The sequence below is a fragment of the Pseudomonas sp. GQ91 genome (assembly GCF_059758795.1).
Genome location: NZ_JCAXED010000002.1, coordinates 321,943 through 347,820, shown reverse-complemented (window position 1 = coordinate 347,820; position 25,878 = coordinate 321,943). Strand labels below are relative to the sequence as shown.

General features: G+C 60.1%; 23 protein-coding genes. 15 read left to right on the top strand and 8 right to left on the bottom strand.

All coding sequences use genetic code 11. The features are described 5' to 3' along the window. The first annotated feature begins 171 nt into the window (after positions 1 to 171). Both quiC and AC6CIA_RS03750 read left to right on the top strand, forming a co-directional pair. Positions 172 to 2,064 carry a 3-dehydroshikimate dehydratase QuiC gene (quiC, locus tag AC6CIA_RS03755; RefSeq protein WP_498310667.1) on the top strand — a complete coding sequence of 631 codons (1,893 nt, stop codon included), beginning with the start codon at positions 172 to 174 and terminating at the stop codon, positions 2,062 to 2,064. Between the two features lie 71 nt (positions 2,065 to 2,135). Next, on the top strand, positions 2,136 to 2,801 hold the full coding sequence (locus AC6CIA_RS03750; protein WP_498310665.1) for a TetR/AcrR family transcriptional regulator: 666 nt from the start codon (positions 2,136 to 2,138) through the stop codon (positions 2,799 to 2,801). A gap of 11 nt (positions 2,802 to 2,812) precedes the next feature. Here AC6CIA_RS03750 and AC6CIA_RS03745 read toward each other — a convergent pair whose 3' ends face one another. The 3 genes from AC6CIA_RS03745 to AC6CIA_RS03735 all read right to left on the bottom strand — a co-directional run bounded on the left by AC6CIA_RS03745 (position 2,813) and on the right by AC6CIA_RS03735 (position 6,343). Continuing rightward, positions 2,813 to 3,661: a shikimate dehydrogenase gene (locus AC6CIA_RS03745; protein ID WP_498310663.1), complete on the bottom strand. Its 849-nt coding sequence runs from the start codon at positions 3,659 to 3,661 to the stop codon at positions 2,813 to 2,815. 310 nt (positions 3,662 to 3,971) lie between these two features. After that, the gene (gene trmA / locus AC6CIA_RS03740; RefSeq protein WP_498310662.1) at positions 3,972 to 5,051 is read right to left on the bottom strand and encodes a tRNA (uridine(54)-C5)-methyltransferase TrmA; all 1,080 of its coding nucleotides are present in this window, start codon (positions 5,049 to 5,051) and stop codon (positions 3,972 to 3,974) included. Further along, entirely contained in the window at positions 5,048 to 6,343 is a 1,296-nt protein-coding gene (locus tag AC6CIA_RS03735) for an NCS2 family permease (protein ID WP_084376433.1), read from the bottom strand. The genes trmA and AC6CIA_RS03735 overlap by 4 nt, the downstream gene beginning before the upstream one ends. 211 nt (positions 6,344 to 6,554) lie before the next feature. Here AC6CIA_RS03735 and AC6CIA_RS03730 point away from each other — a divergent pair, with 211 nt between their 5' ends. From AC6CIA_RS03730 to AC6CIA_RS03715, 4 genes are all read left to right on the top strand, one after another. Beyond that, positions 6,555 to 7,001 (top strand): DUF4879 domain-containing protein, encoded by a 447-nt coding sequence (locus AC6CIA_RS03730; RefSeq protein WP_498310661.1) that lies wholly within the window; start codon positions 6,555 to 6,557, stop codon positions 6,999 to 7,001. A 105-nt stretch (positions 7,002 to 7,106) separates the two neighbouring features. Further along, complete coding sequence (locus tag AC6CIA_RS03725; protein WP_339530332.1) at positions 7,107 to 7,631, top strand: (2Fe-2S)-binding protein; 525 nt, start codon at positions 7,107 to 7,109, stop codon at positions 7,629 to 7,631. Then, entirely contained in the window at positions 7,628 to 8,617 is a 990-nt protein-coding gene (locus AC6CIA_RS03720; RefSeq protein WP_339530297.1) for an FAD binding domain-containing protein, read from the top strand. Before AC6CIA_RS03725 ends, AC6CIA_RS03720 begins: the two co-directional genes overlap by 4 nt. Continuing rightward, the gene (locus tag AC6CIA_RS03715) at positions 8,614 to 10,797 is read left to right on the top strand and encodes a xanthine dehydrogenase family protein molybdopterin-binding subunit (RefSeq protein ID WP_498310660.1); all 2,184 of its coding nucleotides are present in this window, start codon (positions 8,614 to 8,616) and stop codon (positions 10,795 to 10,797) included. Before AC6CIA_RS03720 ends, AC6CIA_RS03715 begins: the two co-directional genes overlap by 4 nt. Before the next feature lie 287 nt (positions 10,798 to 11,084). On the opposite strand, the gene AC6CIA_RS03710 is transcribed toward AC6CIA_RS03715, so the two are convergent. Next, positions 11,085 to 12,326 carry an MFS transporter gene (locus AC6CIA_RS03710; protein WP_339530301.1) on the bottom strand — a complete coding sequence of 414 codons (1,242 nt, stop codon included), beginning with the start codon at positions 12,324 to 12,326 and terminating at the stop codon, positions 11,085 to 11,087. A 344-nt stretch (positions 12,327 to 12,670) separates the two neighbouring features. On the opposite strand from AC6CIA_RS03710, the gene AC6CIA_RS03705 reads away from it, so the two are divergent. From AC6CIA_RS03705 to AC6CIA_RS03695, 3 genes are read left to right on the top strand one after another with little or no spacing between them, the layout of a single operon-like run. Then, the gene (locus AC6CIA_RS03705; RefSeq protein WP_498310659.1) at positions 12,671 to 14,110 is read left to right on the top strand and encodes a cytochrome ubiquinol oxidase subunit I; all 1,440 of its coding nucleotides are present in this window, start codon (positions 12,671 to 12,673) and stop codon (positions 14,108 to 14,110) included. A 3-nt stretch (positions 14,111 to 14,113) separates the two neighbouring features. Next, positions 14,114 to 15,121 carry a cytochrome d ubiquinol oxidase subunit II gene (gene cydB / locus AC6CIA_RS03700; protein ID WP_339530304.1) on the top strand — a complete coding sequence of 336 codons (1,008 nt, stop codon included), beginning with the start codon at positions 14,114 to 14,116 and terminating at the stop codon, positions 15,119 to 15,121. 12 nt (positions 15,122 to 15,133) lie between these two features. Further along, entirely contained in the window at positions 15,134 to 15,301 is a 168-nt protein-coding gene (locus AC6CIA_RS03695) for a DUF2474 domain-containing protein (RefSeq protein WP_498310658.1), read from the top strand. 69 nt (positions 15,302 to 15,370) lie between these two features. Here AC6CIA_RS03695 and AC6CIA_RS03690 read toward each other — a convergent pair whose 3' ends face one another. Further along, positions 15,371 to 16,495, bottom strand: coding sequence for a methyltransferase (locus AC6CIA_RS03690; RefSeq protein ID WP_498310657.1), 1,125 nt, complete (start codon positions 16,493 to 16,495; stop codon positions 15,371 to 15,373). Positions 16,496 to 16,686: 191 nt separating this feature from the next. Beyond that, complete coding sequence (locus AC6CIA_RS03685; protein WP_498310656.1) at positions 16,687 to 17,397, bottom strand: helix-turn-helix transcriptional regulator; 711 nt, start codon at positions 17,395 to 17,397, stop codon at positions 16,687 to 16,689. Between the two features lie 473 nt (positions 17,398 to 17,870). Here AC6CIA_RS03685 and AC6CIA_RS03680 point away from each other — a divergent pair, with 473 nt between their 5' ends. Further along, entirely contained in the window at positions 17,871 to 18,647 is a 777-nt protein-coding gene (locus AC6CIA_RS03680; RefSeq protein WP_339530309.1) for a ferredoxin--NADP reductase, read from the top strand. Positions 18,648 to 18,756: 109 nt separating this feature from the next. Here the strand turns inward: AC6CIA_RS03680 and mscL are convergent, their stop codons facing one another. Next, complete coding sequence (gene mscL / locus AC6CIA_RS03675; RefSeq protein WP_339530311.1) at positions 18,757 to 19,173, bottom strand: large-conductance mechanosensitive channel protein MscL; 417 nt, start codon at positions 19,171 to 19,173, stop codon at positions 18,757 to 18,759. Positions 19,174 to 19,504: 331 nt separating this feature from the next. Here mscL and AC6CIA_RS03670 point away from each other — a divergent pair, with 331 nt between their 5' ends. Genes AC6CIA_RS03670 through radA form a run of 3 tightly spaced genes read left to right on the top strand, consistent with a single transcriptional unit; the run spans position 19,505 to position 23,002 of the window. Next, positions 19,505 to 21,001 carry a catalase gene (locus AC6CIA_RS03670; protein WP_498310845.1) on the top strand — a complete coding sequence of 499 codons (1,497 nt, stop codon included), beginning with the start codon at positions 19,505 to 19,507 and terminating at the stop codon, positions 20,999 to 21,001. 56 nt (positions 21,002 to 21,057) lie between these two features. After that, a complete protein-coding gene (locus AC6CIA_RS03665; protein WP_498310655.1) occupies positions 21,058 to 21,597 on the top strand; it encodes an ankyrin repeat domain-containing protein in 540 nt (179 codons plus the stop codon). Between the two features lie 37 nt (positions 21,598 to 21,634). Beyond that, positions 21,635 to 23,002, top strand: coding sequence for a DNA repair protein RadA (gene radA, locus AC6CIA_RS03660; protein WP_498310654.1), 1,368 nt, complete (start codon positions 21,635 to 21,637; stop codon positions 23,000 to 23,002). A 23-nt stretch (positions 23,003 to 23,025) separates the two neighbouring features. On the opposite strand, the gene AC6CIA_RS03655 is transcribed toward radA, so the two are convergent. Further along, complete coding sequence (locus tag AC6CIA_RS03655; RefSeq protein ID WP_498310653.1) at positions 23,026 to 23,394, bottom strand: PilZ domain-containing protein; 369 nt, start codon at positions 23,392 to 23,394, stop codon at positions 23,026 to 23,028. Between the two features lie 174 nt (positions 23,395 to 23,568). Between AC6CIA_RS03655 and AC6CIA_RS03650 the strand changes: the two genes are divergently transcribed. Together AC6CIA_RS03650 and AC6CIA_RS03645 are read left to right on the top strand one after the other, a co-directional pair. Then, positions 23,569 to 25,635, top strand: a complete 2,067-nt coding sequence (locus AC6CIA_RS03650) for a carbon starvation CstA family protein (RefSeq protein WP_498310652.1) — start codon at positions 23,569 to 23,571, stop codon at positions 25,633 to 25,635. 14 nt (positions 25,636 to 25,649) lie between these two features. Then, the gene (locus tag AC6CIA_RS03645) at positions 25,650 to 25,847 is read left to right on the top strand and encodes a YbdD/YjiX family protein (protein ID WP_084376418.1); all 198 of its coding nucleotides are present in this window, start codon (positions 25,650 to 25,652) and stop codon (positions 25,845 to 25,847) included. Positions 25,848 to 25,878 lie beyond the last annotated feature (31 nt).

Here is a 25,878-nt window from a genome sequence, read left to right as displayed (position 1 = left end):
GCACAGTCGATGGTGCGCAGTGACTAAAAAATCGTCAATTCGCCAACCGTCATTGTGTTCGATAATCGCACTTAAAACTAACCGGTTCGTACATTTTGCATTGCTGTGCTTTAGTGTGCGGCCAATAATTTGCTTCAAGCAAGATCAGCCTCAATGGCCGGGAGTCAGTCCATGCAACGTTCCATCGCCACCGTTTCGCTGAGCGGCACTCTGCCGGAGAAACTCGAAGCCATCGCCGCGGCCGGGTTTGATGGCGTGGAAATCTTCGAAAACGACTTGCTGTATTACGACGGCAGCCCGCGTGAAATCAAGCAGAGGTGCGCCGACCTGGGCATCGCCATCACGCTCTTCCAGCCGTTTCGCGATTTCGAAGGCTGTCGCCGTGAACGCCTGGCGCGCAACCTGGAGCGGGCCGAGCGCAAGTTTGACCTGATGCAGGAGCTGGGCACCGACCTGGTGCTGGTGTGCAGTAATACGTCGGCGGACTCGACGGGCGAGCATTCGATCCTGCGCGATGACTTGGGCCTGTTGGCCGAACACGCCGGGCGTCGCGGCCTGCGTATCGGTTACGAAGCGCTGGCCTGGGGCCGACACGTCAATACCTGGCAACAGGTGTGGAGCCTGGTGCGTGAGATAGATCACCCCAGTCTTGGCGTGTTGCTGGACAGTTTTCATACCTTGTCGCTCAAGGGCGATCCCACGGCCATCGCCGATATCCCCGGTGACAAGATCTTCTTCGTGCAAATGGCCGATGCGCCGATCCTGGCCATGGACGTGCTGGAGTGGAGCCGGCATTTCCGCTGCTTCCCCGGCCAGGGCGAATTTGACCTGGCAGGTTTTCTCGCACCGATTATCAAGAGTGGCTACACCGGTCCGCTGTCCCTGGAAATTTTCAATGACGGTTTCCGGGCCGCGCCGACCCGGGCCAATGCCGCCGATGGTTTGCGTTCACTGCTGTACCTGGAAGAGAAGACCCGTCAACGTCTTGAACGCGAGGCTAAACCTGTCGATCTGCTGTTTGATACCCCGGCCGCCAGCGCCTATGACGGCATCGAATTCCTCGAATTTGCCGTCGATGAAAGCCACGCTGCCAAGCTTGCGCAATGGTTGCAGCGCCTGGGGTTCGTCAACGCGGGGCAGCATCGTTCCAAGAACGTCAGCTTGTTGCGACAGGGCGATATCAATCTGATCCTCAACTGCGAGCCTTATTCGTTTGCGCACAACTTTTTCGAGGCCCATGGCCCGTCGTTGTGCGCCACGGCGATCCGGGTCAAGGACAGCGCCAAGGCCCTGCAGCGCGCGGTGGCCTACAAGGGCCAGCCGTATCGCGGTCTGGTCGGTCCCAATGAACGGGAACTGGCGGCGGTACGTGCTCCCGACGGCAGCCTGATTTATCTGGTGGATGATCAGGAAAGACGCTACGACACTGACTTCAACCTGCACTCTGCAACGGCCGACAGCGGGGGCTTGTTGCGTATCGACCATATGGCCATGGCGCTGCCGGCCGACAGCCTCGACAGCTGGGTGCTGTTCTACAAGAGCCTGCTGGATTTCGAGGCCGATGATGAAGTGGTGTTGCCCGACCCTTATGGCCTGGTAAAAAGCCGCGCCTTGCGCAGCCGCTGCAGTTCGATCCGCCTGCCGCTGAATATTTCCGAGAACCGCAACACGGCGATTTCCCATGCGCTTTCCAGCTATCGTGGCTCCGGGGTGCATCACATTGCCTTTGAGTGCGCGGATATCTTCGCGCAAGTGAGCCGCGCCAAAGAGGCTGGCGTACCGCTGCTGGATATACCGCTCAACTATTACGATGACCTGGCGGCACGGTTTGATTTCGACGAGCAATTCCTCAGCGAGCTGGCGTACTACAACGTCCTATACGACCGTGACGCCCAGGGCGGTGAGTTGTTTCACGTGTACACCGAGCCTTTCGAAGGGCGCTTTTTCTTCGAAATCATCCAGCGCAAGCACGGTTATTCCGGTTACGGCGCGGCCAACGTGGCGGTACGTCTGGCGGCCATGGCCAAGTCCCGCAGCGGCGCGCCGCGCCAAGCCAGGTTGTAGGGGGTTGCCCCTTCCTTCGTGGGACGCGCCACTCCATAATCACGGCTAGCATCAATGGCCGTGAGTGCAACATGACGTCGACTTCCGAACTGTCCGCCGGGTCCCAGGCTCCGCGCAAAAGCCGTAAGAACAACCCGGAAAAGACCCGCGAGAACATTCTTCAAGAGGCCATTGTCGAGTTCGTCCAGCAGGGGCTGTCCGGGGCGCGCGTGGATGCCATCGCCGAGCGCATCCACACGTCCAAGCGCATGATTTATTACTACTTCGGCAGCAAGGAGCAGTTATACGTCGAGGTGCTGGAAAAGCTCTACGGGGATATTCGCAACACCGAAACCCGGATGAACCTCACCGCGCTCGAGCCGCGTGAGGCGATCCGGCGCCTGGTGGAGTTCACCTTTGATCATCACGACCAGAACGTGGATTTCGTGCGTATTGTCAGCATCGAGAATATCCACAACGCCGAATACGTGAAGCGTTCGGATTCGATCAAGGCGATGAACAGCAACATCCTCGAGGCACTCGGCGCCACCTTGCGCCGGGGCGCCGAGCTGGGCCTCTTCCGCGAAGGGCTGGAGCCGCTGGATGTGCATTTGCTGATCAACTCGTTCAGTTTTTACCGGGTCTCCAACCGGCATACGTTCAGTGAGATTTTTCAGATCGAGTTGTCGGATGAGGCGGTCAAACAACGTCATCGGGCGATGATTTGTGAGTCGGTATTGCGCTACTTGCAGGCTTGAACGATCCGGCGTCAGTTATTCATACGCTGGAAGTGCTCGAGCATCCGTTCTGCATTCGCCACTTCGCCGCTGAACAACTCAAACGCTTTTACCGCCTGGAACACCGCCATATGCCCACCGTCCAAGGTGCGGCAACCCAAGGCCCGCGCATCGCGCAACAGTTCGGTTTGCAACGGAAAGTAGACGATTTCCGCCACCCACAGCGCTGGGCGCAACAGCGTCGCCGGCACCGGAGTACCCGGCAGTTTGGCCATGCCCACGGGCGTGGTGTTGACCAGGCCGTCGGCCTTGGCCATGGCGTTGCCCAGGTCGTTGCCGGCCTGTGCCCGACCGGCGCCGAAATGCTGGTTGAGGTTGTCGGCCAGGCTTTGGGCGCGGTTGTTGTCCAGATCAAAAATACACAGTTGTTCCACGCCTTCACCGAGCAGCGCGTGCGCCACTGCAGCCCCGGCGCCGCCTGCGCCCATCTGCACCACGCGCTTGCGCGCTGTATCGCCCAAGCCGCGACGCAACCCTTCGGCAAAACCCAGGCAGTCAGTGTTGTGACCGATGCGCTTGCCGGCCTGCCAGGTCACGGTGTTCACCGCGCCAATCGCGCGTGCTTCGGCTGACAGCTCATCAAGCAACGGCAGGATCAGTTGCTTGCACGGGTAAGTGATGTTCAGCCCGGTGAAGTTCATCTGCTCGGCGGCTTTGAGCAGGTCGGGCAGGGCGCTGCTGTCCAGGTTCAGTTGATCCAGGTCGATCAAGCGGTACAGGTAGCGCATGCCTTGGGCGTCGCCTTCATGTTCATGCAGGGCCGGGGTGCGCGAAGCCTGGATACCCGAACCGATCAGGCCCGCGAGAATGCGCGCATTCATTGTTCACGCCCTTTCAGCTTGAGGCCAGATTGTGTGGCGGTGCGGCCGCCGAGGGGGCCATTGAGCAGCAGCACGATAGGTGCCATGAGGCAGTCTCCACGGTTGTTTTTATCGAGAGAGACAAAATGTACTGAATGGTTAATTTGGTCAATCGAGGCGGCGGCGAGCGCTGGAGAATCGTTCGATTATCGAACGCTGAATGGCAAGGACCAACGCCTTGCTGTGCTGTAAAGCGGCTTGCGCCGATGGCCACCCGCGCGGCCGGACACCCCAGGTGTTGCCGGAGCTGGCGAGCCAGCTCCGGCGCGGATTACCGACGGGTCAGCAGCACACCCGATTCCATATGGTGGGTCCACGGGAACTGGTCGAACAGGGCGCACCGGGTAACACGGTGTGTGTCGTGCAGTTGCGCGATGTTCGCCGCCAGCGTTTCCGGGTTGCAGGAGATGTACAGGATGTTCTCGAAGCGTCGGGTCAGTTCGCAAGTGTCCGGGTCCATGCCAGCACGCGGCGGGTCGACGAATACACTGCCGAACGCGTAGCTTTTGAGATCGATGCCGTGCAGGCGACGGAACGGCCGCACTTCGTTCAAGGCTTCGGTCAGCTCTTCGGCGGACAAGCGCACGAGTGTGACGTTATCCACAGCGTTTTCATCGAGGTTGCTCAGGGCTGCGTTGACCGAGGTCTTGCTGATCTCGGTGGCCAGCACTTTGCGCACACGGGTTGCCAGCGGCAGGGTGAAGTTGCCGTTGCCGCAGTACAACTCCAGCAGATCGTCGCCGCGATCGCCCAGGGCTTCATAGGCCCAGTTGAGCATTTTCTGGTTCACCGTGCCGTTGGGCTGGGTGAACGCGCCTTCCGGCTGGCGGTAACTGAAGGTACGGCCGCCGACCTCGAGCTTCTCCACCACGTAATCGCGGCCGATCACGTCGCGCTTGCCCTTCGAGCGGCCGATGATGCTGACGTCCAGATCGGCGGCAAGCTGCTTGGCCGCCGCGTGCCAGTGTTCGTCCAGCGGGCGGTGATAGCACAGCGTGATCATCGCGTCGCCGGCCAGGGTGGTCAGGAACTCGACCTGGAACAGCTTGTGACTCAATGCGGCGCTGGCTTGCCAGGCCGTCTTGAGCTGCGGCATCAACTGGTTGATGCGGGTGCTTGCGATGGGAAACGCTTCGATCAGAATCGGCGTGCGCTTGTCGTCCTGGGAGAACATCGCATAGTGACGCTGACCTGCTTCACGCCACAGGCGGAACTCGGCGCGCAGGCGGAAGTTCTGCAACGGTGAGTCGAAAACCTGTGGCTCGGGCGCGTCGAACGGTGCGAGCAGGTCACGCAGGCGCGTGACCTTGTCTTGCAGTTGCAGGGCGTAACTTGCAGCATCAAAAGTCATGCGGGGAACCAGCCTAGCTTGATCACAAACAGCAGCGACAGAATCACCAGCGCCGGGTTCAGTTCACGGTAGCGGCCCGAAAGCAGCTTGATACCGGTCCAGGCGATGAAACCGAAGGCAATGCCGTTGGCGATGGAGTAAGTGAAGGGCATCGCCAGGGCAGTGATCACCACCGGCGCTGCAACGGTAATGTCGTCCCAGTCGATTTCCGCCAGGCCCGAGGTCATCAGCACCGCCACGAACAGCAACGCTGGCGCGGTGGCAAAGGCCGGTACGCTGGAGGCCAGCGGCGAGAAAAACAACGCCAGCAGGAACAGGATCGCCACCACGATGGCCGTCAAGCCGGTGCGGCCCCCGGCGCTCACGCCGGCCGCGGACTCGATGTAGCTGGTGGTGGTCGAGGTGCCCAGCAGGGAACCGGCCATGGCGGCGGTGCTGTCGGCGATCAGCGCGCGGCCCATTTTCGGCATGTGGCCGTCCTTGCCCATCAGGCCGGCGCGCTTGGCGACGCCGATCAGGGTGCCGGAGTTATCGAACAGGTCAACGAACAGAAAGGCAAAGATGATGCTGATCAGGCCGATATCGAGGGCGCCGGCGATGTCCAGTTGCAGGAAGGTCGGGGCCAGGGAAGGCGGCATCGACATCACTCCGCCAAACGGCGTGAAGCCCAGCACGATCGAGGCGATGGTGACCGCCAGAATGCCGATCAGCACGGCGCCGCGAACCTTCAAGGCTTCCAGGGCAACGATCAGGGCAAAACCCAGCGTGGCGAGAACCGGCGCCGGCTTGGCCAGATCGCCCATGCTCAACATGGTCGCCGGATTGCTGATCACGATGCCCGCGTTTTGCAGGGCGATCAGCGCCAGGAACAGGCCGATACCGGCGGCAATCGCCGAGCGCAGCGGCAGCGGGATGCTGTTGATGATCCATTCGCGGATGCGGAAGATCGACAGCAGGAAGAACAGCACGGCGGAAACGAAGACCGCGCCCAACGCCACTTGCCAGGTGTGGCCCTGGTGCAGGACCACGGTGTAGGTAAAGAAGGCGTTCAAGCCCATGCCCGGCGCCAGGGCAATCGGGTAGTTGGCGATCAGGCCCATGATCGCCGAGCCGATGGCGGCAGCCAGGCAGGTGGCGACGAACAGGGCGCCTTTGTCCATGCCGGTCTCGCCGAGAATGCTCGGGTTGACGAACAGGATATAGGCCATGGCCAGAAAGGTGGTGATGCCCGCGAGAATCTCGGTGCGCACGTTGGTGTCGTGGGCCTTGAGTTGAAACAGCTTTTCCAGCATGCCTGCTCCCTGTGGCGCGCTCGGCGCCGTTATTTGTTGACCTCAAAGTCAAAGCACAAACTGCGCCAGGCGCCGCGTGTTTTCGAGAGAGGATCGGAAAAAGCGGCGCATCATACCAGCAGGTCGCGGGCCTGTGGCACCCGGCCTCGGTTTTGTTGAGTGTGGCCTTGGGGCATACTTGCCCGACGTTCAGCCGTGGGTCATTAAAAGCATGAAAAAAGCCATCGCGTGGAGTCTAGCTCCGTTTGCCTGCGTCAGCCTGTGGCTGGGACCGGCACCGGCGTGGGGCGCGCCTGCACCGGCTTTGAGCGAGGTGCGCGTGTTCAAGGTCGAGTCGGCCAATTGCACGGAGGTCATCCCCGAACGGGCGGAGAGTACCCATCTGTGTGCGCATCGCGGACCCACCAAGGTCTACGTGAAGGAACTGGGCATCGGCAACAACTCCGTGGCCTCGTTCGACGGCGCGCGGCTGGCGGGCCGGAGCACGGCGGTCTGCCAGGTGGGCTCCATCAGCCAGGCGTGCAATGGCGCGGGGACCTTAATGGGCTATGTCTATGTGTTTGAGCTGGACGTGCGGGCCCAAGGCTCGTTCCGCTACAGCAACACCTCCATCAATGCGCCGCGCAATACCCTGAGCGCTGTGCTCTCCATCCGCTGATTCCCGTCCATCAATTCCCTTGAACGCTCATAACCCCTCGAAGTCGTACCGCTAAGACGGCGACTTCCGAGAACGCCGCGAATGCACACCAACCGTGAGGTGTTTATGAGCGCGATCCCTACTGGCGCGGCGGCCAAGCCGTTTGTCGGACATTCGATTAACCTGGTCCTCAATGGTCAAGCCCGCCAACTGGAGGTGTTGCCCTGGACCACGCTGTTGGATCTGTTGCGTGAGCAACTGGACCTGACCGGCAGTAAAAAAGGCTGCGACCACGGTCAGTGTGGCGCCTGCACCGTGTTGCTCAATGGCAAGCGGATCAACGCCTGCCTGACGTTGGCGGTCATGTGCGACGGCGCCGAATTGACCACCGTCGAAGGGTTGGCCACTGGCGACACGTTGCACCCGATGCAGCAGGCCTTCATCAAGCACGACGCGTTCCAGTGTGGCTACTGCACCCCCGGGCAGATTTGTTCGGCGATAGGCCTGGCTCGAGAAGGCCGTGCCCATGATGCGGCGCAGATTCAGGAATTGATGAGCGGCAACCTGTGCCGCTGCGGTGCCTACAACAATATTCGCGATGCAGTGCAAGAAGCGTTGCCGGCGTGCCGAGCGTCGGGAGGTGAGCAATGAATCCCTTTCACTACAGCAAACCCGCCGATGTACAGGCAGCCGTGGCGCTGAGCAGCGCGACCTCGCGTTTCATTGCCGGTGGCACCAACCTGCTGGACCTGATGAAAGAGAACATCAGCCACCCCGAGCACCTGATCGACATTACCGGGCTGCCACTGCGCGAGATTGAGCAGACGCCGGCCGGTGGCGTGATGATCGGCGCCTTGGTGAGCAATGCCGACCTGGCGTGGCATCCCTTGATCGAACAACGTTACCCGCTGCTGTCCCAGGCGATCCTGGCCGGTGCTTCGCCGCAACTGCGCAACATGGCCAGCACCGGCGGTAACCTGTTGCAGCGCACGCGCTGCTATTACTTCTATGACGCCGCCGTGCCGTGCAACAAGCGCGAACCTGGCAGCGGCTGCCCGGCACGGCACGGTTTGAATCGTATCCACGCGATCCTCGGGGCCAGCGAGCAGTGCGTCGCCACACACCCGTCGGACATGTGCGTGGCCCTGGCCGCACTGGAAGCACGCGTGCATGTGCAAGGGCGTGGCGGCGCGCGGGTGATTGAGTTTGCCGACTTTCACCGGCTGCCGGACGATGCGCCACAGCGAGACAACCAACTGGCCGATGATGAACTGATCACCGCCATTGAATTGCCCGCCGACCATCTGGCGGCTCACAGTCATTACCTGAAAATCCGCGACCGTGCCTCTTATGCCTTCGCCCTGGTGTCGGTCGCCGCCGCGCTGCAGCTGGACGGCGAGGTGATCCGCGATGCGCGCCTGGCCTTGGGCGGTGTCGCCCACAAACCGTGGCGTGACCGCGCGGTGGAAGCGGCCTTGATAGGGCAACCCGTCAGTCGCGAGACCTTCAGCGCGGCGGCCGAGGCGCTGTTGCAGGATGCCCGGCCCCTTGAACACAACGCCTTCAAGATCAAACTGGCACGCCGGGCGATCATTCGCGCCTTGAGCGATGCTGCAGTTGCGGGAGATCGCTCATGAGTGCCATCGGCAAACCGTTGGACCGGGTCGACGGTCTGCTCAAGGTCACCGGTCAGGCCCGTTACGCCGGTGAGTTTGCTGAAGAGGGCCTGCTGCACGGCAGCGTAGTGTCCAGCAGCATCGCCAAGGGCCGTGTGCTGCGTATTGACGCTTCACAGGCGTTGGCATTGCCGGGCGTGGTGATGGTGCTCGATCACCTCAACCGGCCCAGGCTGGCCAGCTATGACGACAGCTACGCCGATGCCGATGCCGCCGACGGCTCGCCGTTCCGTCCGCTCTACAACGATCGCGTGCTGTACAGCGGTCAACCGTTGGCCCTGGTGATTGCCGATAACCTGGAGCTGGCGCGCCATGCCGGGTCGCTGGTGCGCATCGAGTATGAACGCGAAGCCGCTGAAACCGACCTGCTCGCGTTACGTGAGCAGGCTCATCCGTCGCCTCAGGAACTGCCCAAGCCGCGTGGCAACTTTCAGGCCGAATGGGCCGGCGCTGCCATCCACCTGGATTTGCACTACAGCACCCCCATCGAACACCACAACCCGATGGAGCCGCACGCGAGTACCGTGCTGTACCAGGCGGACGGCACGCTGCATATCCACGACAAGACCCAGGGCACGCAAAACTGCCAGGCCTACGTGCAGAAAGTATTTGGCCTGGATAAAAGCCAGGTCCGGGTTTTCGCCGCGTTCGTTGGCGGGGCATTTGGCTCCGGCTTGCGCCCGCAGTACCAATTGCCGCTAGCGGTGATGGCGTCACTGGCGCTGAAGCGGTCGGTACGGGTCACCCTGACTCGTCAGCAGATGTTCACTTTCGGCTATCGCCCGCGCACCTTGCAGCGCCTGCAAATAGGCGCGGCGGCAAATGGTCGGTTGCTGGCGATGGGGCATACCGCCATTGGCCAGACATCGCGTTTCGAGGACTTCAGCGAGCACGTGGTGGAATGGAGCGGCATGCTTTATCACTGCGACAACGTGCAACTGACCTACAAATTGGTGCCGCTGGACGTGTTCACTCCGCTGGATATGCGTGCCCCTGGCGCCGCCCTCGGGTTGATTGGCCTGGAGTGCGCGATGGATGAACTGGCCTGTGCCCTGGCCATCGATCCGGTGCAGTTGCGCCTGATCAACTATGCCGAACGCAATCAGAACGAAGACAAGCCCTGGTCCAGCAAAGCCTTGCGCGAGTGTTACCGCGAAGGCGCCGAGCGTTTTGGCTGGAGTCAGCGCAACCCGGAACCGCGCAGCATGCGCGAGGGCCGCCAGTTGATTGGCTGGGGCATGGCGGGCGGGGTGTGGGAGGCGATGCAAATGAAGGCCAGCGCCAAGGCCTCGATCGATCACGAGGGCAAACTCACGGTGAGCAGTGCGACCACCGACATCGGCACGGGCACCTACACGGTGATGACCCAGATCGCGGCGCAGACTTGTGGCGTGGCGATGGACGATGTGCGCTTTATCCTCGGTGACTCGTCACTGCCCACGGCACCGCTGCAAGGCGGTTCGTTTACCGTGTCGTCGGTCGGCACGGCGGTGCAGCAAGCCTGTGAAGCCTTGAATGAAAAACTGCTGACGGTGGCCCGCAAGACATATCCGGCCTTTAGCGAGGCGCAGTCGGCGCGCTTTGAAAATGCTCAGTTGCACGCCGGCGAGCAGCACATTGACCTGGCGCAATTGGTGCGTGACAGCGGCGAGCAGTGCCTGGAAGTGCAGGTCGACAGCGAACCGGACGAGCGCCGCAAAGGCTATGCCTCGGCCACGCATTCGGCGGTGTTCGTCGAGGTGCGGGTGGATGAAGACCTGGGCACCATCAAGGTCAGTCGGGTGGTCAGCGCGGTGGCGGCCGGGCGGGTGGTCAATCCGAAAATGGCCCGTAGCCAGATCTTGGGTGGCGTGGTGTGGGGGATTGGCATGGCCTTGCATGAGGAGACTCAGGTCGACCATCAGTTGGGGCGTTACATGAATCACAGCCTGGCTGAATACCACATTCCGGTGAATGCCGATGTCGGCGAAATTGACGTGCTCTTCGTTGAGGAACACGACGAGATTGTGAATGCGCTGGGCTCCAAGGGCGTCGGTGAGATTGGCATAGTCGGGGTCGCGGCGGCGGTGGCGAATGCGATTTATCATGCTACGGGTAAGCGGGTACGGGAGTTTCCGATTACGCTGGATAAGGTGTTGTAAACGTGCGCGTTGGCGGTAGCCCCTCACCCTAACCCTCTCCCCAGAGGGGCGAGAGGACAGACCGAAGTGGGCTGAGAAAATTTGCGACCTGAAAAACCGTTTTGATTATGGATTCAAAGCTGCTTTTTCAGGTTGCCATAGATTGCCAATATTTCCCGTTCAGTCCCCTCTCCCCTCTGGGGAGAGGGTTAGGGTGAGGGGCGGTCCACGCAACATGGCTCAAGCTCGACACGTCCCAAGGATCTTCATCTCTTGACTGATCGATCTCAGCCAAGTCTCAGTCGGCCTCAAGCCAACCGCGAGTCTTCAACCGGCGTATGCATGCGATCACGCTTGGCCAGGCTCGGGAACAGTCTGATCCAGACCCCGGTCACCAGCAGCGTACCGACACCACCCAACACCACGGCAGGCACGGTGCCCAGCCAGTGCGCGGTGACGCCGGATTCAAATTCGCCCAACTGATTGGAAGCGCCGATGAACAATCCATTGACCGCACTGACCCGGCCACGCATCTCATCGGGGGTTTCCAACTGCACGAACGAGGCGCGAATGACCATGCTGATCATGTCTGCCGCGCCCAGCACCACCAGCACCGCCAGGGAAAACCAGAATGAGGTGGAGAGCCCGAACGCAATGGTCGCCACGCCAAATACGCCCACGGCCGTAAACATCACGCGCCCGACGTGGCGATCCACGGCAAAGCGCGCCAGCCACAACGACATCAACAGTGCGCCCACCGCCGGCGCCGAGCGCAGCAGGCCAAGACCCCAGGCGCCGGTCAACAGAATGTCCTTGGCGAACACCGGCAGCAATGCAGTTGCGCCGCCCAACAGCACGGCGAACAGGTCGAGGGAAATGGCTCCGAGGATGTCAGGCCGGCTGCGGATAAAGCGGATGCCGGCGAGCAACGAATCCAGTGTCGCCTTGCCTTTGTTCAGGGGCATTTGACGGGCAGGCAGGTTCAGGGTCAGCACGCAGGCGATCAGGTACAACACGACGGTCGGGCCATATACCCAGGTGCTGCCAAAGGCATACAGCAGACCACCGAGGGCCGGGGCGACAATGGTTGCCGATTGTTGAGCCGACTGCGCGGCGGCCACGGCCCGAGGAAACAGTGCGCTGGGCACGATGCTGGGCAGCAAGGCTTGGGTGGTGGGCATTTCAAAGGAACGGGCGGCGCCCAACAGGAACGCCAGGATGAAGATCATTTCGCGGGTGATATTGCCCGTCAGGCTGCCAATCACCAGCGACAACGCAATCATCGCCTGGAGCGTCTGGCAGATGGCGGCGACCTTGCGTCGTTCATAACGGTCGGCGACATGCCCGGTGTGCAGCATGAACAACACCCGTGGCACGAACTCCACCAGGCCCACCAGGCCCAGGTCCAGCACATTGCCGGTCAGTTGATAGAGGTTCCAGCCGATGGCCACCGTGAGCATCTGGAAACCACTGGCGGTAAAGATCCGCGCCAGCCAGAACGCGATGAAAGGGCGGTGGTGACGTAACAGCAACTCGGGTTCACTGGGCATCGGAAAGACTGGACTGAGCGTGAGGAAGAGCGAGGTTAGCATCTGCGTGTAACAAATAGTTGCGAGATCCAACCTACCCTTGGCAAGACACCCACTTGACTGAGGCAACCTGTCACGCGGCAAAAGACCACACAGTGCAATCCGGAGAATGGGACTACTCTTTTATCGATGCTTGATCCAGATCAATGCCGGTTTCGGCGTTGATCGGGCGGCCACTTGGCCAGATTCCCTACGTGGTCGGTAATAAAAAGAACGAATTGCAATTCGCCACACTCCATATCCGTGGGGGCAGTGGGTGCAGGCCCATCAGCCAGCAGCCTGAATTACCTGACAGAGGAAGACTTATGTTCGGTTTGGAGGCACTAGATCTCGCCCGAATCCAATTCGCGTTCACCATCTCATTCCACATCCTGTTCCCGGCCATCACCATCGGCCTGGCCAGTTACCTTGCGGTGCTGGAAGGCCTGTGGCTCAAGACCCACAACGACACGTACCGCGACCTCTACCATTTCTGGTCGAAGATCTTTGCGGTCAACTTCGGCATGGGCGTGGTCTCCGGTTTGGTCATGGCGTACCAGTTCGGTACCAACTGGAGCCGCTTTTCGGACTTCGCCGGTGCGATCACCGGGCCGCTGCTGACGTATGAAGTGCTCACTGCGTTCTTTCTCGAAGCCGGTTTTCTTGGGGTGATGCTGTTCGGCTGGAACAAGGTCGGGCGCAAGCTGCACTTTTTTGCGACGGTCATGGTGGCCGTGGGCACGCTGATTTCGACCTTCTGGATCCTCGCGTCCAACAGTTGGATGCAAACTCCCCAGGGCTTCGAAATCATTGATGGGCGAGTGATCCCGGTGGACTGGCTGGCGGTGATCTTCAACCCGTCGTTCCCTTACCGCCTGCTGCACATGTCGATCGCGGCCTTCGTCGCCACGGCGTTCTTCGTCGGCGCTTCGGCGGCCTGGCACTTGCTGCGGGGCAAAGACAACCCGGCGATCCGCACCATGCTGTCGATGGCCATGTGGATGGCGCTGATTGTCGCGCCGATCCAGGCGGTGGTCGGTGACTTCCACGGTCTCAACACGCTGAAGCATCAACCGGCAAAAATCGCCGCGATTGAAGGTCACTGGGAGAACGTTGGCAACGAGCCGACCCCGCTGATTCTGTTCGGCTGGCCGGACATGCAGGCCGAAAAAACCAAATACGCGGTGGAAATCCCGTACCTGGGTAGCCTGATTCTCACTCACTCCCTGGACAAGCAGGTGCCGGCCCTCAAGGAGTTTGCGCCTGAGGACCGACCGAACTCGACCATCGTGTTCTGGTCGTTCCGGATCATGGTCGGCCTCGGCTTGCTGATGATTTTCACCGGTCTGCTTGCGCTCTGGCTGCGCAAGGGCGACCGGCTGTACAGCAGCAAACCGTTCCTGTACCTGGCGCTATGGATGGGGCCGTCGGGATTGATCGCGATCCTCGCCGGCTGGTTCACCACTGAAATCGGGCGTCAGCCGTGGGTGGTCTACGGGCTGATGCGCACGGCGGATGCGTCCTCCAACCATAGCCTGGCGCAGATGAGTATTACGCTGGTGTTGTTTGTGGTGGTGTACTTCGCGCTGTTTGGTGCCGGCCTCGGCTACATGATGCGCCTGGTGCGCAAAGGCCCGGTTACCCACGACATCACCGAGCCGGCGCATGGCGGTCCAGGACAGAAGCGCACACCCGCGCGGCCACTGTCGGCGGCCGATGACAGCGGCGATGCCGATGATGGCGACAGTCTGAACAAGGGGAATTGAGTCATGGGTATTGATCTTCCGCTGATCTGGGCCGTAATCATCATCTTCGGCATCATGATGTACGTGGTCATGGACGGTTTTGACCTGGGGATTGGCATTCTCTTTCCCTTCATTCCGGGCAAGACCGACCGTGACGTGATGATGAACACCGTCGCCCCGGTCTGGGACGGTAACGAAACCTGGCTGGTGCTCGGGGGCGCGGCGCTGTTCGGCGCGTTCCCGCTGGCCTACTCGGTGGTGCTCTCGGCGTTGTACCTGCCGCTGATCCTGATGTTGATCGGCTTGATCTTCCGTGGCGTGGCCTTTGAGTTTCGCTTCAAGGCCAAGGATCACAAGCGTCACCTGTGGGACAAGGCATTTATCGGCGGTTCGCTGACCGCTACCTTCTTCCAGGGCGTCGCGCTGGGGGCGTTTATCGACGGTTTCCCGGTGGTCGACCGGCAGTTCGCCGGCGGTTCACTGGACTGGTTCACGCCGTTCACCTTGTTCTGCGGCGTGGCGCTGATCGTCGCCTATGCGCTGTTGGGTTGCACCTGGCTGATCATGAAGACCGAAGGCAAGTTACAGGAGCAAATGCACGACCTGGCGCGGCCGCTGGCCTTCGTGGTGTTGGCGGTGATCGGTATCGTCAGTCTCTGGACGCCGCTGTCCCACCCGGAAATCGCCTCGCGCTGGTTCACCCTGCCGAACCTGTTCTGGTTCCTGCCGGTGCCGATTCTGGTGTTGGTGACCATGTATGGCCTGGTGCGCGCGGTGGCGCGTAACGCCCATTACACACCCTTCCTGCTGACGCTGGTGCTGATCTTTCTCGGCTACAGCGGCTTGGGTATCAGCCTGTGGCCGAACATCGTGCCGCCGTCGATCTCGATCTGGGACGCTGCCGCGCCGCCGCAAAGCCAAGGCTTCATGCTGGTGGGCACACTGTTCATCATCCCGTTCATCCTGGGTTACACCTTCTGGAGCTACTACGTGTTCCGCGGCAAGGTGACTCACGAAGACGGTTATCACTAGGAGGACCGCCCCATGCCCGGTAAACCTTCGCTGGACGATATAAAGCAGGCCGAGAAAAAGCCGCTCTGGCAACGCGTGGGTTGGCTGACGATGATCTGGACCGGCAGCGTCCTGGCCTTGTTCGTGGTGGCCAGCCTGATGCGCATGTTCATGAACGCCGCGGGCTTGAGCACCCACTGATAGCCCATCCCGTTGCCTTGCGGCACGGTTTCATGACCCTCCTTGCGGAGGGTTTTTTTTGTCCTGGTTTTATTTGCGTGCCTTGAGGATCACAAACTTCGGCGTGGCTGCGACCTGTTCGACGCCGCGAAACAGCCGCGCCAGCTTGCTGTGATAACCCAGGTGGCGGTTGCCCACGATGTACAACGCACCGCCGACCACCAAGGCTTCACGGGCCTGCTGGAACATGCGCCAGGCGAGAAAGTCGCCGACTACCTGCTGTTGGTGGAACGGCGGATTGCACAGTACGACGTCAAGGGATTGCGGCGCTTGATCGGCCAGGCCATCGCCGGGACGAATGGTCACGGCCCGCTCACCCAGCGCCGCCTGCCAGTTCTCGGCGGCCGATTGCACGGCCATGTACGACTCATCCACCAAGGTGTACCGAGCGTCGGGGTTTTGCAGGGCGCTGGCGATGGCCAATACCCCATTGCCGCAACCCAGGTCCGCTACGTGGGCGCTGCCCAGGTTTTGCGGTAAATGGGGCAGGAAGGCACGGGTGCCGATGTCCAGGCCCTCGCGGCAGAACACATTGGCGTGGTTGAGCAGCTCGATGGCCGGGGTGTCCAAGCGATAGCGCGTGGGGTAGGGCGATACGGCTGGTGGACGGTCAGCCAGGGTGGCGATCAACAATCGCGCTTTTTTTACCGCCAGTGATGCATGCATCGGTCCGATGTAACGCTCCAGCAATTCACCGGCGGCACGCGGCAGATGCTTGACCATCGCTGCGGCGATCACCTCGGCGCCAGGCGCCAGTTGACCTTGCAGGCGGATCAATTGCTCCTCCAGCAGCGCCAGGGTTTTTGGCACACGGATCAGCACGCGATCGAAAGGCCCGTCGGATACCTGACTCGCCGGTACCAGCGCGACGGCATCGAACGCCTTGCCGTTGCGCAGCAGGTTCTGCTGCAGGGCCAGGGCCCCCAGGAACGAGTCGCCACTGCTGGTGACCTGCACATGCCCCTCGAGGCTGGCCGCCAAGGCGCCAAAGCTGTCATTGAGCACCAGTACGCGAGTCGCGGCTGCTGGCTGTTGCTCGGCCAGGTAGCTCAGCAAGTACTCGTCGGCGGCATCGAAGGCTTGCAGCGGTTCATTGGGCTGCTCTGGCTGGCGGATCAGATCGAGTTGGGCGAAGGGGCTGTGGAGCAGGGGCATGGCGGGGGAGACTCTGGATAATCGACGGGTGACGCCGCAATGGGCAGCAGGAGGGACCCTCTGAGTGGACTGCGACGCCGGGTGTGTAGAGGCGTCATCACTCAGAACTGACGGTAAATATTACGTTTTTTTCGACAGGATTACATGCTGTGTTTTAACCGGTGTAGATCAGGTTCCCTAACGGTCGTGGATCAAAACAAGCCGCGTTTCACGGCAGTGATGACGGCGGCAATCTTGTTGTTGACCCCGAGCTTCTTCATCGAACTGCTGACATGAAAGCCGACGGTGCGCTCTGACAGGCACAAAATCGTCGCAATATCGGAAGCCGTCTTGCCCAACGCCGACCATTGCAGTATCTCGGTCTCGCGTGCTGTCAGCTTGTGAGCGGGCTGCACGGGCGCGTCACCGACGAAGGTTTTGGCGACGACCGTATGCAGGGCGTGACACATCCACAGTACCTGGCCGGCTTTCTCATACAGTTCTTCTGCTTGTACCGGCCCTGCGCGCCGACTCAGGCTGATCATGCTGAAAAGGCCCCTGACGTCATGCACCGACTGCGCCCAGCCAAAACTCAAACCGTGGGAATGTACGTGAGCCCACAGGTCAGGCACGGCAGAAAAGGTTTTTTCTTCCCAGACAATAGGGAGCACGCTGTCTTTACAGTGAGCTACGAGCGGATCCATCTCGAAGTACTTTTCTTGTTTATAGGCTTTATTCAATTCAATTGGATAGTTATTGAGATGAACGTTCTTGTTGGAGCGATAGAGCACGTTAGCGCCCATTGTGAAGCCGCAGTAGTCGAAGCCTAGCTCATACGTAATGTTCAGGGCAGCTTCAAACATAGTTGTCACTTCACTTTCCGCTTCCAGTTTTGGGGGACGGGTGTTGCGCCATTTGACCATCGGAAACTCTCCATGAGTCGCACTCAGGTGGAGTGGGTTAGATCCATTTTGTACAGCGCAGTGTAGGACATGGTTTGAATTGCGCGTGGGAATTTTCGCTCTTAGCCAGGGCCACGTTATGCGTGTTTTTTCGCGAGACAGGTATTGAGAAAAATCGTGCGGGTTAGTTTTATTCAGGTTTTTTAAGGGCTTATCTTCGAGGGAATGCAACTGCGGCGAGGCACTATGCAGAACTAATAGCCGTTATGGGATTAACTTATATAGCAAAACTGTTGCAGGTGAAATCATATTGATATCACCTTTAGTTAGACTGTTTGCTCTAAGTCTGACCGGCGTATTTTGCGTTTCACGAAGTTTTCACATTCGCCGGAATTAGTTGTTAAACATTGCGTTTAAATGCCATTGCTTGATGTAGGTGTTTAACCCATTGCCTTTTGAGGGATACTAGGGCCACCAGCCAAACGGAGCCCTCCATGACCGCCAGTGCCGAAAAATACACCCGACAGACCTTGATTGACGTGCAATCGCTGACCCCTGGCCTGTTTACCTTACGGACCACTCGAGATCCCGGCTTCCGCTTTCGCGCGGGACAGTTCGTGCGCCTGGGGGTGGCCAAAAGTGACGGGAGCCTGGTATGGCGAGCCTACTCCGTGGTGTCGTCGCCGTTTGATGAGTACCTGGATTTTTTCTCCATCGTGGTTCCTGGGGGGGAATTCACCAGTGAGTTGAGTCGCTTGCGCGTGGGTGATGAACTGTTGGTCGAACGTCAGGCCACCGGCTTTCTGACGCTGGACCGGTTTGTCGATGGCCGGGATCTGTGGTTGCTGGGGACCGGCACCGGCGTCGCACCGTTTCTGTCGATCCTGCAGGATTTCGAGGTGTGGGAAAAGTTCGAGCGGATCGTCCTGGTCTATAGCGCTCGGCAAGCCAGGGAGCTGGCTTATCAAGCGTTGATCAGAGAGTTGGGCGAACGCGAATACCTCGCCGAACATGCCCATAAACTGACCTACCTGCCCATCGTCACCCGCGAGCAGCATCCAGGCGCATTGAATGGGCGCATCACCACGTTGATCGAAAACGGCGAGCTGGAACGCGCCGCGGGTGTTGCGCTGACCCCGGAGCATTCACGGGTGATGATTTGCGGCAACCCGCAGATGATCGATGACACCCGTCAACTGCTTAAACAGAGGGACATGCAATTGAGCCTGAGCCGTCGGCCAGGGCAGGTTGCGGTGGAAAACTACTGGTAGAAAAAGGCGCTTGGCCTGTGGGATTGTCGGGCATCAGCCTGGGTTGGGGTTGGTATGGTCACAAACCAACCCCAACCCGTCATCGCAGCCGCTCTAAACCGCCGCTCAGCTACAGAGGCTTGTTGTTCTGAGCCTTGAGCAGATCACGGATCTCGCCCAGCAATTCCTCTTCCTTGGTGGGTACCGGTGGCAGGCTGGGTGCCACGGCTTCTTCGCGCTTGAGGCGGTTGATGGCCTTTACACCGATGAAAATCGCGAATGCCACGATCACGAAGTCAATGAGGCTCTGAATGAACTTGCCGTAGGCCAGGACAACGGCAGGAACATCGCCCTGAGCTGCCTTGAGCGTAATGGCAAGGTCCCCGAAGTCCACACCGCCGATCAACAGACCGATGGGAGGCATCACCACGTCGCCCACAAAGGAAGAAACAATTTTGCCGAAGGCGGCGCCGATGATAATACCGACCGCCATGTCGACCACATTACCTTTGACCGCGAAGGCCTTGAACTCACTGATCACGCCCATAGGTTATTCCTTGTTACAGTTGAGAAAGATGAAATCCAGTGTAAATCAGTATGGCCAGGCTTGCCCGATACAACGGTTAACACTGTTCGGTGCTATCGACACATTAAAACGCAAATAGTTTGCAAAGTGCCATCAATCGCGCGCGAAATATCCGTCATTTCAGTGAATTACCAGCTTTTTTTCTATATTAGGGTGTTCAGGGTTTTCTATTTATCTTCTTGCGCCCAGGTCACTAGCCTCTGACAAGCACTCCTTTAAGTGCACACAACAACCAGAGGAATTGCTGATGAACAACCTTATGAGTCGCAGGCCTTTTGCTGCGCGAAAGCTGATGGTGATTGCTACCGTCAGCCTGGTAACGCTGTCTGTGCAAGCGGCCAACCTGACCCGGGATAATGGCGCGGCGGTCGGCGACAACCAGAACTCGCAAACGGCCGGCGCGACCGGGCCGGTCCTCCTGCAAGACGTGCAGTTGATCCAGAAACTGCAACGTTTCGACCGCGAGCGCATTCCTGAGCGCGTCGTTCATGCCCGGGGTACGGGGGCTCATGGCACGTTTACGGTAACCGACAACCTGACTGACCTGACCAAGGCCAAAGTCTTTGCGGCAGGCGAGACCACACCGGTATTTGTGCGCTTCTCCGCGGTGGTCCACGGCAACCATTCCCCGGAAACCCTGCGCGACCCTCGCGGTTTTGCGACCAAGTTCTATACCGCCGACGGTAATTGGGACTTGGTCGGCAATAACTTCCCGACGTTTTTTATCCGCGACGCCATCAAGTTTCCGGACATGGTGCATGCTTTCAAACCCGATCCGCGCACTAACCTGGATGATGACTCGCGCCGTTTCGACTTCTTCTCGCATGTTCCGGAGGCCACTCGCACGCTGACCGAGCTGTACTCGGACGCCGGCACTCCCGCCAGTTACCGGGAGATGGATGGCAACGGTGTACATGCCTACAAGTTGATCAATGCCAAAGGCCAGGTTCATTACGTCAAGTTCCACTGGAAGAGTCTGCAAGGCCTGAACAATCTTGACCCGAAACAAGTGGTTGAAGTCCAGGGCCGTGATTACAGCCACATGACTAACGACTTGGTCACGCATATCAATAAGGGCGACTTCCCCAAGTGGGACTTGTACGTGCAAGTACTCAAGCCTGAAGAGCTTGCCGCGTTTGATTTCGATCCTTTGGATGCCACTAAAATCTGGCCGGGCGTGCCAGAGCGCAAAGTTGGACAAATGGTGTTGAACCGCAACCCGGCGAATGTTTTCCAGGAAACCGAACAAGTGGCCATGGCGCCGGCCAATTTGGTGCCGGGCATTGAACCGTCGGAAGATCGTCTGCTGCAAGGCCGGGTTTTTTCCTACGCTGATACACAGATGTACCGATTGGGCGCCAATGCCCTGCAACTGCCGATCAACGCGCCACGGGTCACCGTCAACAACGGCAACCAGGATGGCGCGATGAACCTCGGCAAAACCACCAGCGGCGTGAACTACCAGCCAAGCCGCCTGGCTCCTCGGGAAGAGCCGCAAAGCGCACGCTACAGCCAGATGGCCGTGTCGGGCAGCACGCAGCAGGCGAAGATTCAGCGTGAGCAGAACTTCAAGCAGGCGGGCGATTTGTACCGTTCCTACAGCCAAAAGGAACGCCAGGACTTGATCGAAAACTTTGGCGGCTCCCTGGCGACCACCGATGAAGCGAGCAAGCACATCATCCTGTCGTTCCTGTACAAGGCCGACCCGGAGTACGGCACGGGCGTGACCAAGGTTGCCAAAGGTGACCTGGCGCGGGTCAAGGCGCTGGCTGAAAAGCTCACCGACTGACCGTTGATGGCTGTCGACGCCCGGTGCCGGGCGTCGACACGTACAGGAGAAGCCCCATGCGTATCTATCTCGGTTTACTTGCCGCCCTGCTGACATTCAGCGTGCAGGCCGAATCCGCCGATCCGCAGGCGGTCAAGGCGCAACTGCAGACTTATTACTTCGATGCCGCCCGTCGGGGCGACGTGGAAATGCTCAACACCTTTATCGAATCCGGTTACTCACTCAATACCCAGGACGAGAAGGGCTATACCGCGCTGATCCTCGCGGCCTACCACGGCCAAGGCGCGTATGTGGAGCATTTGCTGGCGGCTGGCGCCGATGCTTGCGTCCAGGACCTGCGCGGCAACACGGCGCTGATGGGCGCGATTTTCAAGGGTGAGCTGAGCATCGCCCGGCGTTTGCTGGCGACCCCCTGCAATCCCGACCAGCGCAATGCTGCCGGGCAGACGGCGGCGATGTATGCCGGGCTGTTCAAGCGCGTCGAGTTACTCGAGGCGTTGAAGGCCAAGGGCGCCGACTTAAACGTCGAGGATCCGCTGGGTAACAGCGCTTCACGATTAGCCCGCGGTGAAATCCGTACTGTGGCGCCACGCTGAGCTATCATCGCGGTTTTTCGGTTGGAGATTCTCGACGATGGCAAAGGCCAAGCGCATGTACGGCTGCACGGAGTGCGGCGCGACCTTTCCCAAGTGGGCTGGCCAATGCGGTGAATGCGGCGCGTGGAACACCCTCACTGAAACCCTGGTGGAAAGCGGTGGCGCAGCGGCGCCCAGCGGTCGTTCCGGCTGGACGGGCCAACAGGCCCAGATCAAGACCCTGGCCGAAGTCAGCGTCGAAGAGATTCCGCGTTTTTCCACCGCATCCGGTGAACTGGATCGGGTACTCGGTGGTGGCCTGGTGGACGGTTCGGTGGTACTGATCGGCGGCGATCCGGGCATCGGCAAATCCACCATCCTCCTGCAAACCCTGTGCAGCATCGCCAGCCGCATGTCGGCGCTGTATGTCACGGGCGAGGAATCCCAGCAGCAAGTGGCGATGCGCGCCCGTCGGCTGGGCTTGCCCCAGGACAAACTGCGGGTCATGACCGAAACCTGCATCGAAAGCATCATCGCCACCGCCCGCCTGGAAAAACCCAAGGTCATGGTGATCGATTCGATCCAGACGATTTTTACCGAACAGCTGCAATCCGCGCCGGGCGGTGTTTCCCAGGTGCGCGAGAGCGCAGCGCTGTTGGTGCGTTATGCGAAGCAGAGCGGCACGGCGATTTTCCTGGTGGGCCACGTGACCAAGGAGGGCGCGCTGGCCGGGCCGCGAGTGTTGGAGCATATGGTCGACACCGTGTTGTATTTCGAAGGGGAATCGGACGGTCGGCTGCGTCTGTTGCGGGCGGTGAAAAACCGTTTCGGCGCAGTCAATGAGCTGGGTGTGTTCGCCATGACCGACCGGGGGCTGAAAGAGGTCTCCAACCCGTCGGCGATCTTTCTCACGCGGGCGCAGGAAGAAGTCCCGGGCAGCGTGGTGATGGCGACGTGGGAAGGCACTCGGCCAATGCTGGTGGAAGTCCAGGCGCTGGTCGATGACAGCCACCTGGCCAACCCGCGCCGCGTGACCCTGGGCCTGGATCAGAATCGTCTGGCGATGCTACTGGCGGTATTGCACCGCCATGGCGGGATTCCGACCCATGATCAGGACGTGTTCCTCAACGTGGTGGGCGGGGTCAAGGTATTGGAAACCGCCTCCGATCTCGCGCTGATGGCGGCGGTGATGTCGAGCCTGCGCAATCGGCCGTTGCCTCACGATCTGCTGGTGTTTGGCGAGGTGGGCCTGTCGGGCGAAGTGCGCCCGGTGCCCAGCGGTCAGGAGCGTCTCAAGGAGGCCGCCAAGCACGGCTTCAAAAGGGCCATCGTGCCCAAGGGCAATGCGCCGAAAGAGGCGCCGCCGGGGTTGCAGATTATCGCGGTCACGCGTCTGGAGCAGGCGTTGGATGCGTTGTTCGAGTAACACCGCCGCACCTGCAAGGCTGGTCAGATTTCGAGCAAGGCGCCTAGCTCCCGCTCCAGTTCCTCCGGATCGCCGAGGTTCAATTCAATCAGCCTGCGCAAATGGCTGATGGAGTCCAGGTCGATATGCTCACAGACAAAACCCAATTGCCCATGGTCGTCATGGGTCAAGCGCACTTGCATCTGCACATCGGTATCGTCATCCAGATGGATATCGACATCGAAGGGTTCGGCGCCGTTTCCCAGCCAGGGGGACGGACGTCGCACCAGCAGCCCTTTCAGCGATAAATCCACCAGTTGCACTGGCCATTCCTGGCCGTTTTGCTGAAGCTCGGTCTTGGCATCGAAGGCAATCCGCCGAAAACGGCGTCGATCTGACGGCTGTTCGCTCATGGTCAAACCCTCGGTTAGGTCAATAGAGTGTAGTCCCGCGCCATCCGCGAGCGATTATTTCCGCTTTTTTCGTCTTTCCAAGGCTCTAGACCAACGTAGGGGGGTGGCCTTTGGAGCAGGGCAAGCTAAACTCGGGCTGGCTTTCTTTCTGTCCAACCTGGCTGGAATATAAAAATGAAAAATAATAATAGCCTGGCACGCCATTTACCCTGGTTGGTGCTGGCAATTGTAGGTGCGTGCGCCCTGGGCGTAGTGGCCTTGCGGCGAGGCGAGGCGATCAACGCCTTGTGGATTGTCGTTGCGGCAGTCGCCATTTATCTGGTGGCCTATCGTTACTACAGCCTGTTCATCGCTAATCATGTGATGCAACTCGATCCTCGGCGGGCGACCCCCGCGGTGGTCAACAACGACGGTCTGGACTATGTGCCGACCAACAAACACATTCTCTTTGGTCACCACTTCGCGGCGATTGCCGGCGCAGGCCCGTTGGTCGGCCCGGTGTTGGCGGCGCAGATGGGGTATCTGCCCGGCACTTTGTGGCTGATTGCCGGCGTGGTGCTGGCGGGCGCGGTGCAGGATTTCATGATCCTGTTCCTCTCCACGCGTCGTAACGGTCGATCCCTGGGGGACATGGTCCGCGAGGAAATGGGCCGCATTCCCGGGACCATTGCGCTGTTTGGCTGCTTCCTGATCATGATCATCATCCTCGCGGTGCTGTCGCTGATCGTGGTCAAGGCCCTGGCCGAAAGTCCGTGGGGCATATTCACGGTCATGGCGACCATCCCGATCGCGATGTTCATGGGCGTTTACATGCGCTACATCCGTCCGGGGCGGATTGGCGAAATCTCGATCATCGGGGTGTTGCTGCTGCTGGGTTCGATCTGGCTGGGTGGGCAGATTGCCGCTGATCCTGTGTGGGCCGAGGCCTTCACGTTCACCGGAATCCAGATCACCTGGATGTTGGTCGGTTACGGTTTTGTGGCCGCGGTATTGCCGGTCTGGCTGATCCTGGCCCCACGTGACTACCTGTCGACCTTCCTGAAGATCGGCACCATCGTCGCTCTGGCTATCGGTATCCTGGTCACCATGCCAGAGCTGAAAATGCCGGCGCTGACCCAGTTTGTCGACGGTACTGGCCCGGTCTGGAAAGGCGGTCTGTTCCCGTTCCTGTTCATCACCATCGCTTGTGGTGCAGTGTCCGGGTTCCACGCGCTGATCTCTTCGGGCACCACGCCCAAGCTGCTGGCCAATGAAGCCCACTCGCGCTACATCGGTTACGGCGGCATGTTGATGGAGTCGTTCGTGGCCATCATGGCGATGGTTGCCGCCTCGGTGATCGAGCCTGGTGTGTACTTCGCCATGAACAGCCCGGCCGCGGTGGTCGGCAGCGATGTGGTGACAGTCGCGCAAACCGTCAGCAGCTGGGGCTTTGCCATTACCCCGGACGCGCTGCAAGCGGTCGCCAATGACATCGGTGAAACCACCATTCTGGCCCGCGCCGGCGGTGCGCCAACCCTGGCGGTGGGTATCGCGCAGATTCTGCACAGTGTGCTGCCGGGTGAAAACACCATGGCGTTCTGGTACCACTTTGCGATCCTGTTCGAAGCGCTGTTTATCCTGACCGCGGTCGACGCCGGCACCCGTGCCGGGCGTTTCATGCTGCAGGACCTGCTCGGCTCTTTCGTCCCGGCGCTCAAGCGCACCGAGTCCTGGACCGCCAACCTGGTGGCGACTGCCGGCTGCGTGGCGATGTGGGGCTACTTGCTGTATCAGGGCGTGATCGATCCGCTGGGTGGGATCAACACCTTGTGGCCGCTGTTCGGTATTTCCAACCAGATGCTGGCCGGTATCGCACTGATGCTCGCCACCGTGGTGCTGATCAAAATGAAGCGCCAACGCTATATCTGGGTGACGATGTTGCCGGCCATCTGGCTGCTGATCTGCACCACCGCCGCAGGCTTCATCAAGCTGTTTGACGCCAACCCGGCGATCGGCTTCCTGTCGCTGGCGAAGAAGTACAGCGATGCGTTGGCCAGCGGGCAGATCCTGGCTCCGGCCAAGAGTATCGAACAGATGCAGCACGTGATCTGGAACGCCTACACCAACGCGACGTTGACGGTGCTGTTCCTGTTCGTGGTGTTCAGTATCCTGTTCTATGCGCTCAAGGTCGGCGTCGCCGCCTGGGGCAATAAGGAACGCACGGATAAAGAGTCGCCCTTCCAGGCGGTTCCGGACGCGTAATAGAGGGTTCAACGATGTTCAATGACCTGAGTCGCCTCGGTAAATACCTCGGTCAGGCCGCGCGCCTGATGGTCGGCATGCCCGACTACGACACCTACGTCGAGCATATGCAAACCAAACACCCGGACAAGCCGATGATGGACTACGAGGCGTTCTTCCGGGAACGCCAGGAGGCCCGTTACGGCGGCAAGGGTGGGCCCAAGTGCTGTTGACCCGGTACTCGGGCTGGCTGTGATTTACTGT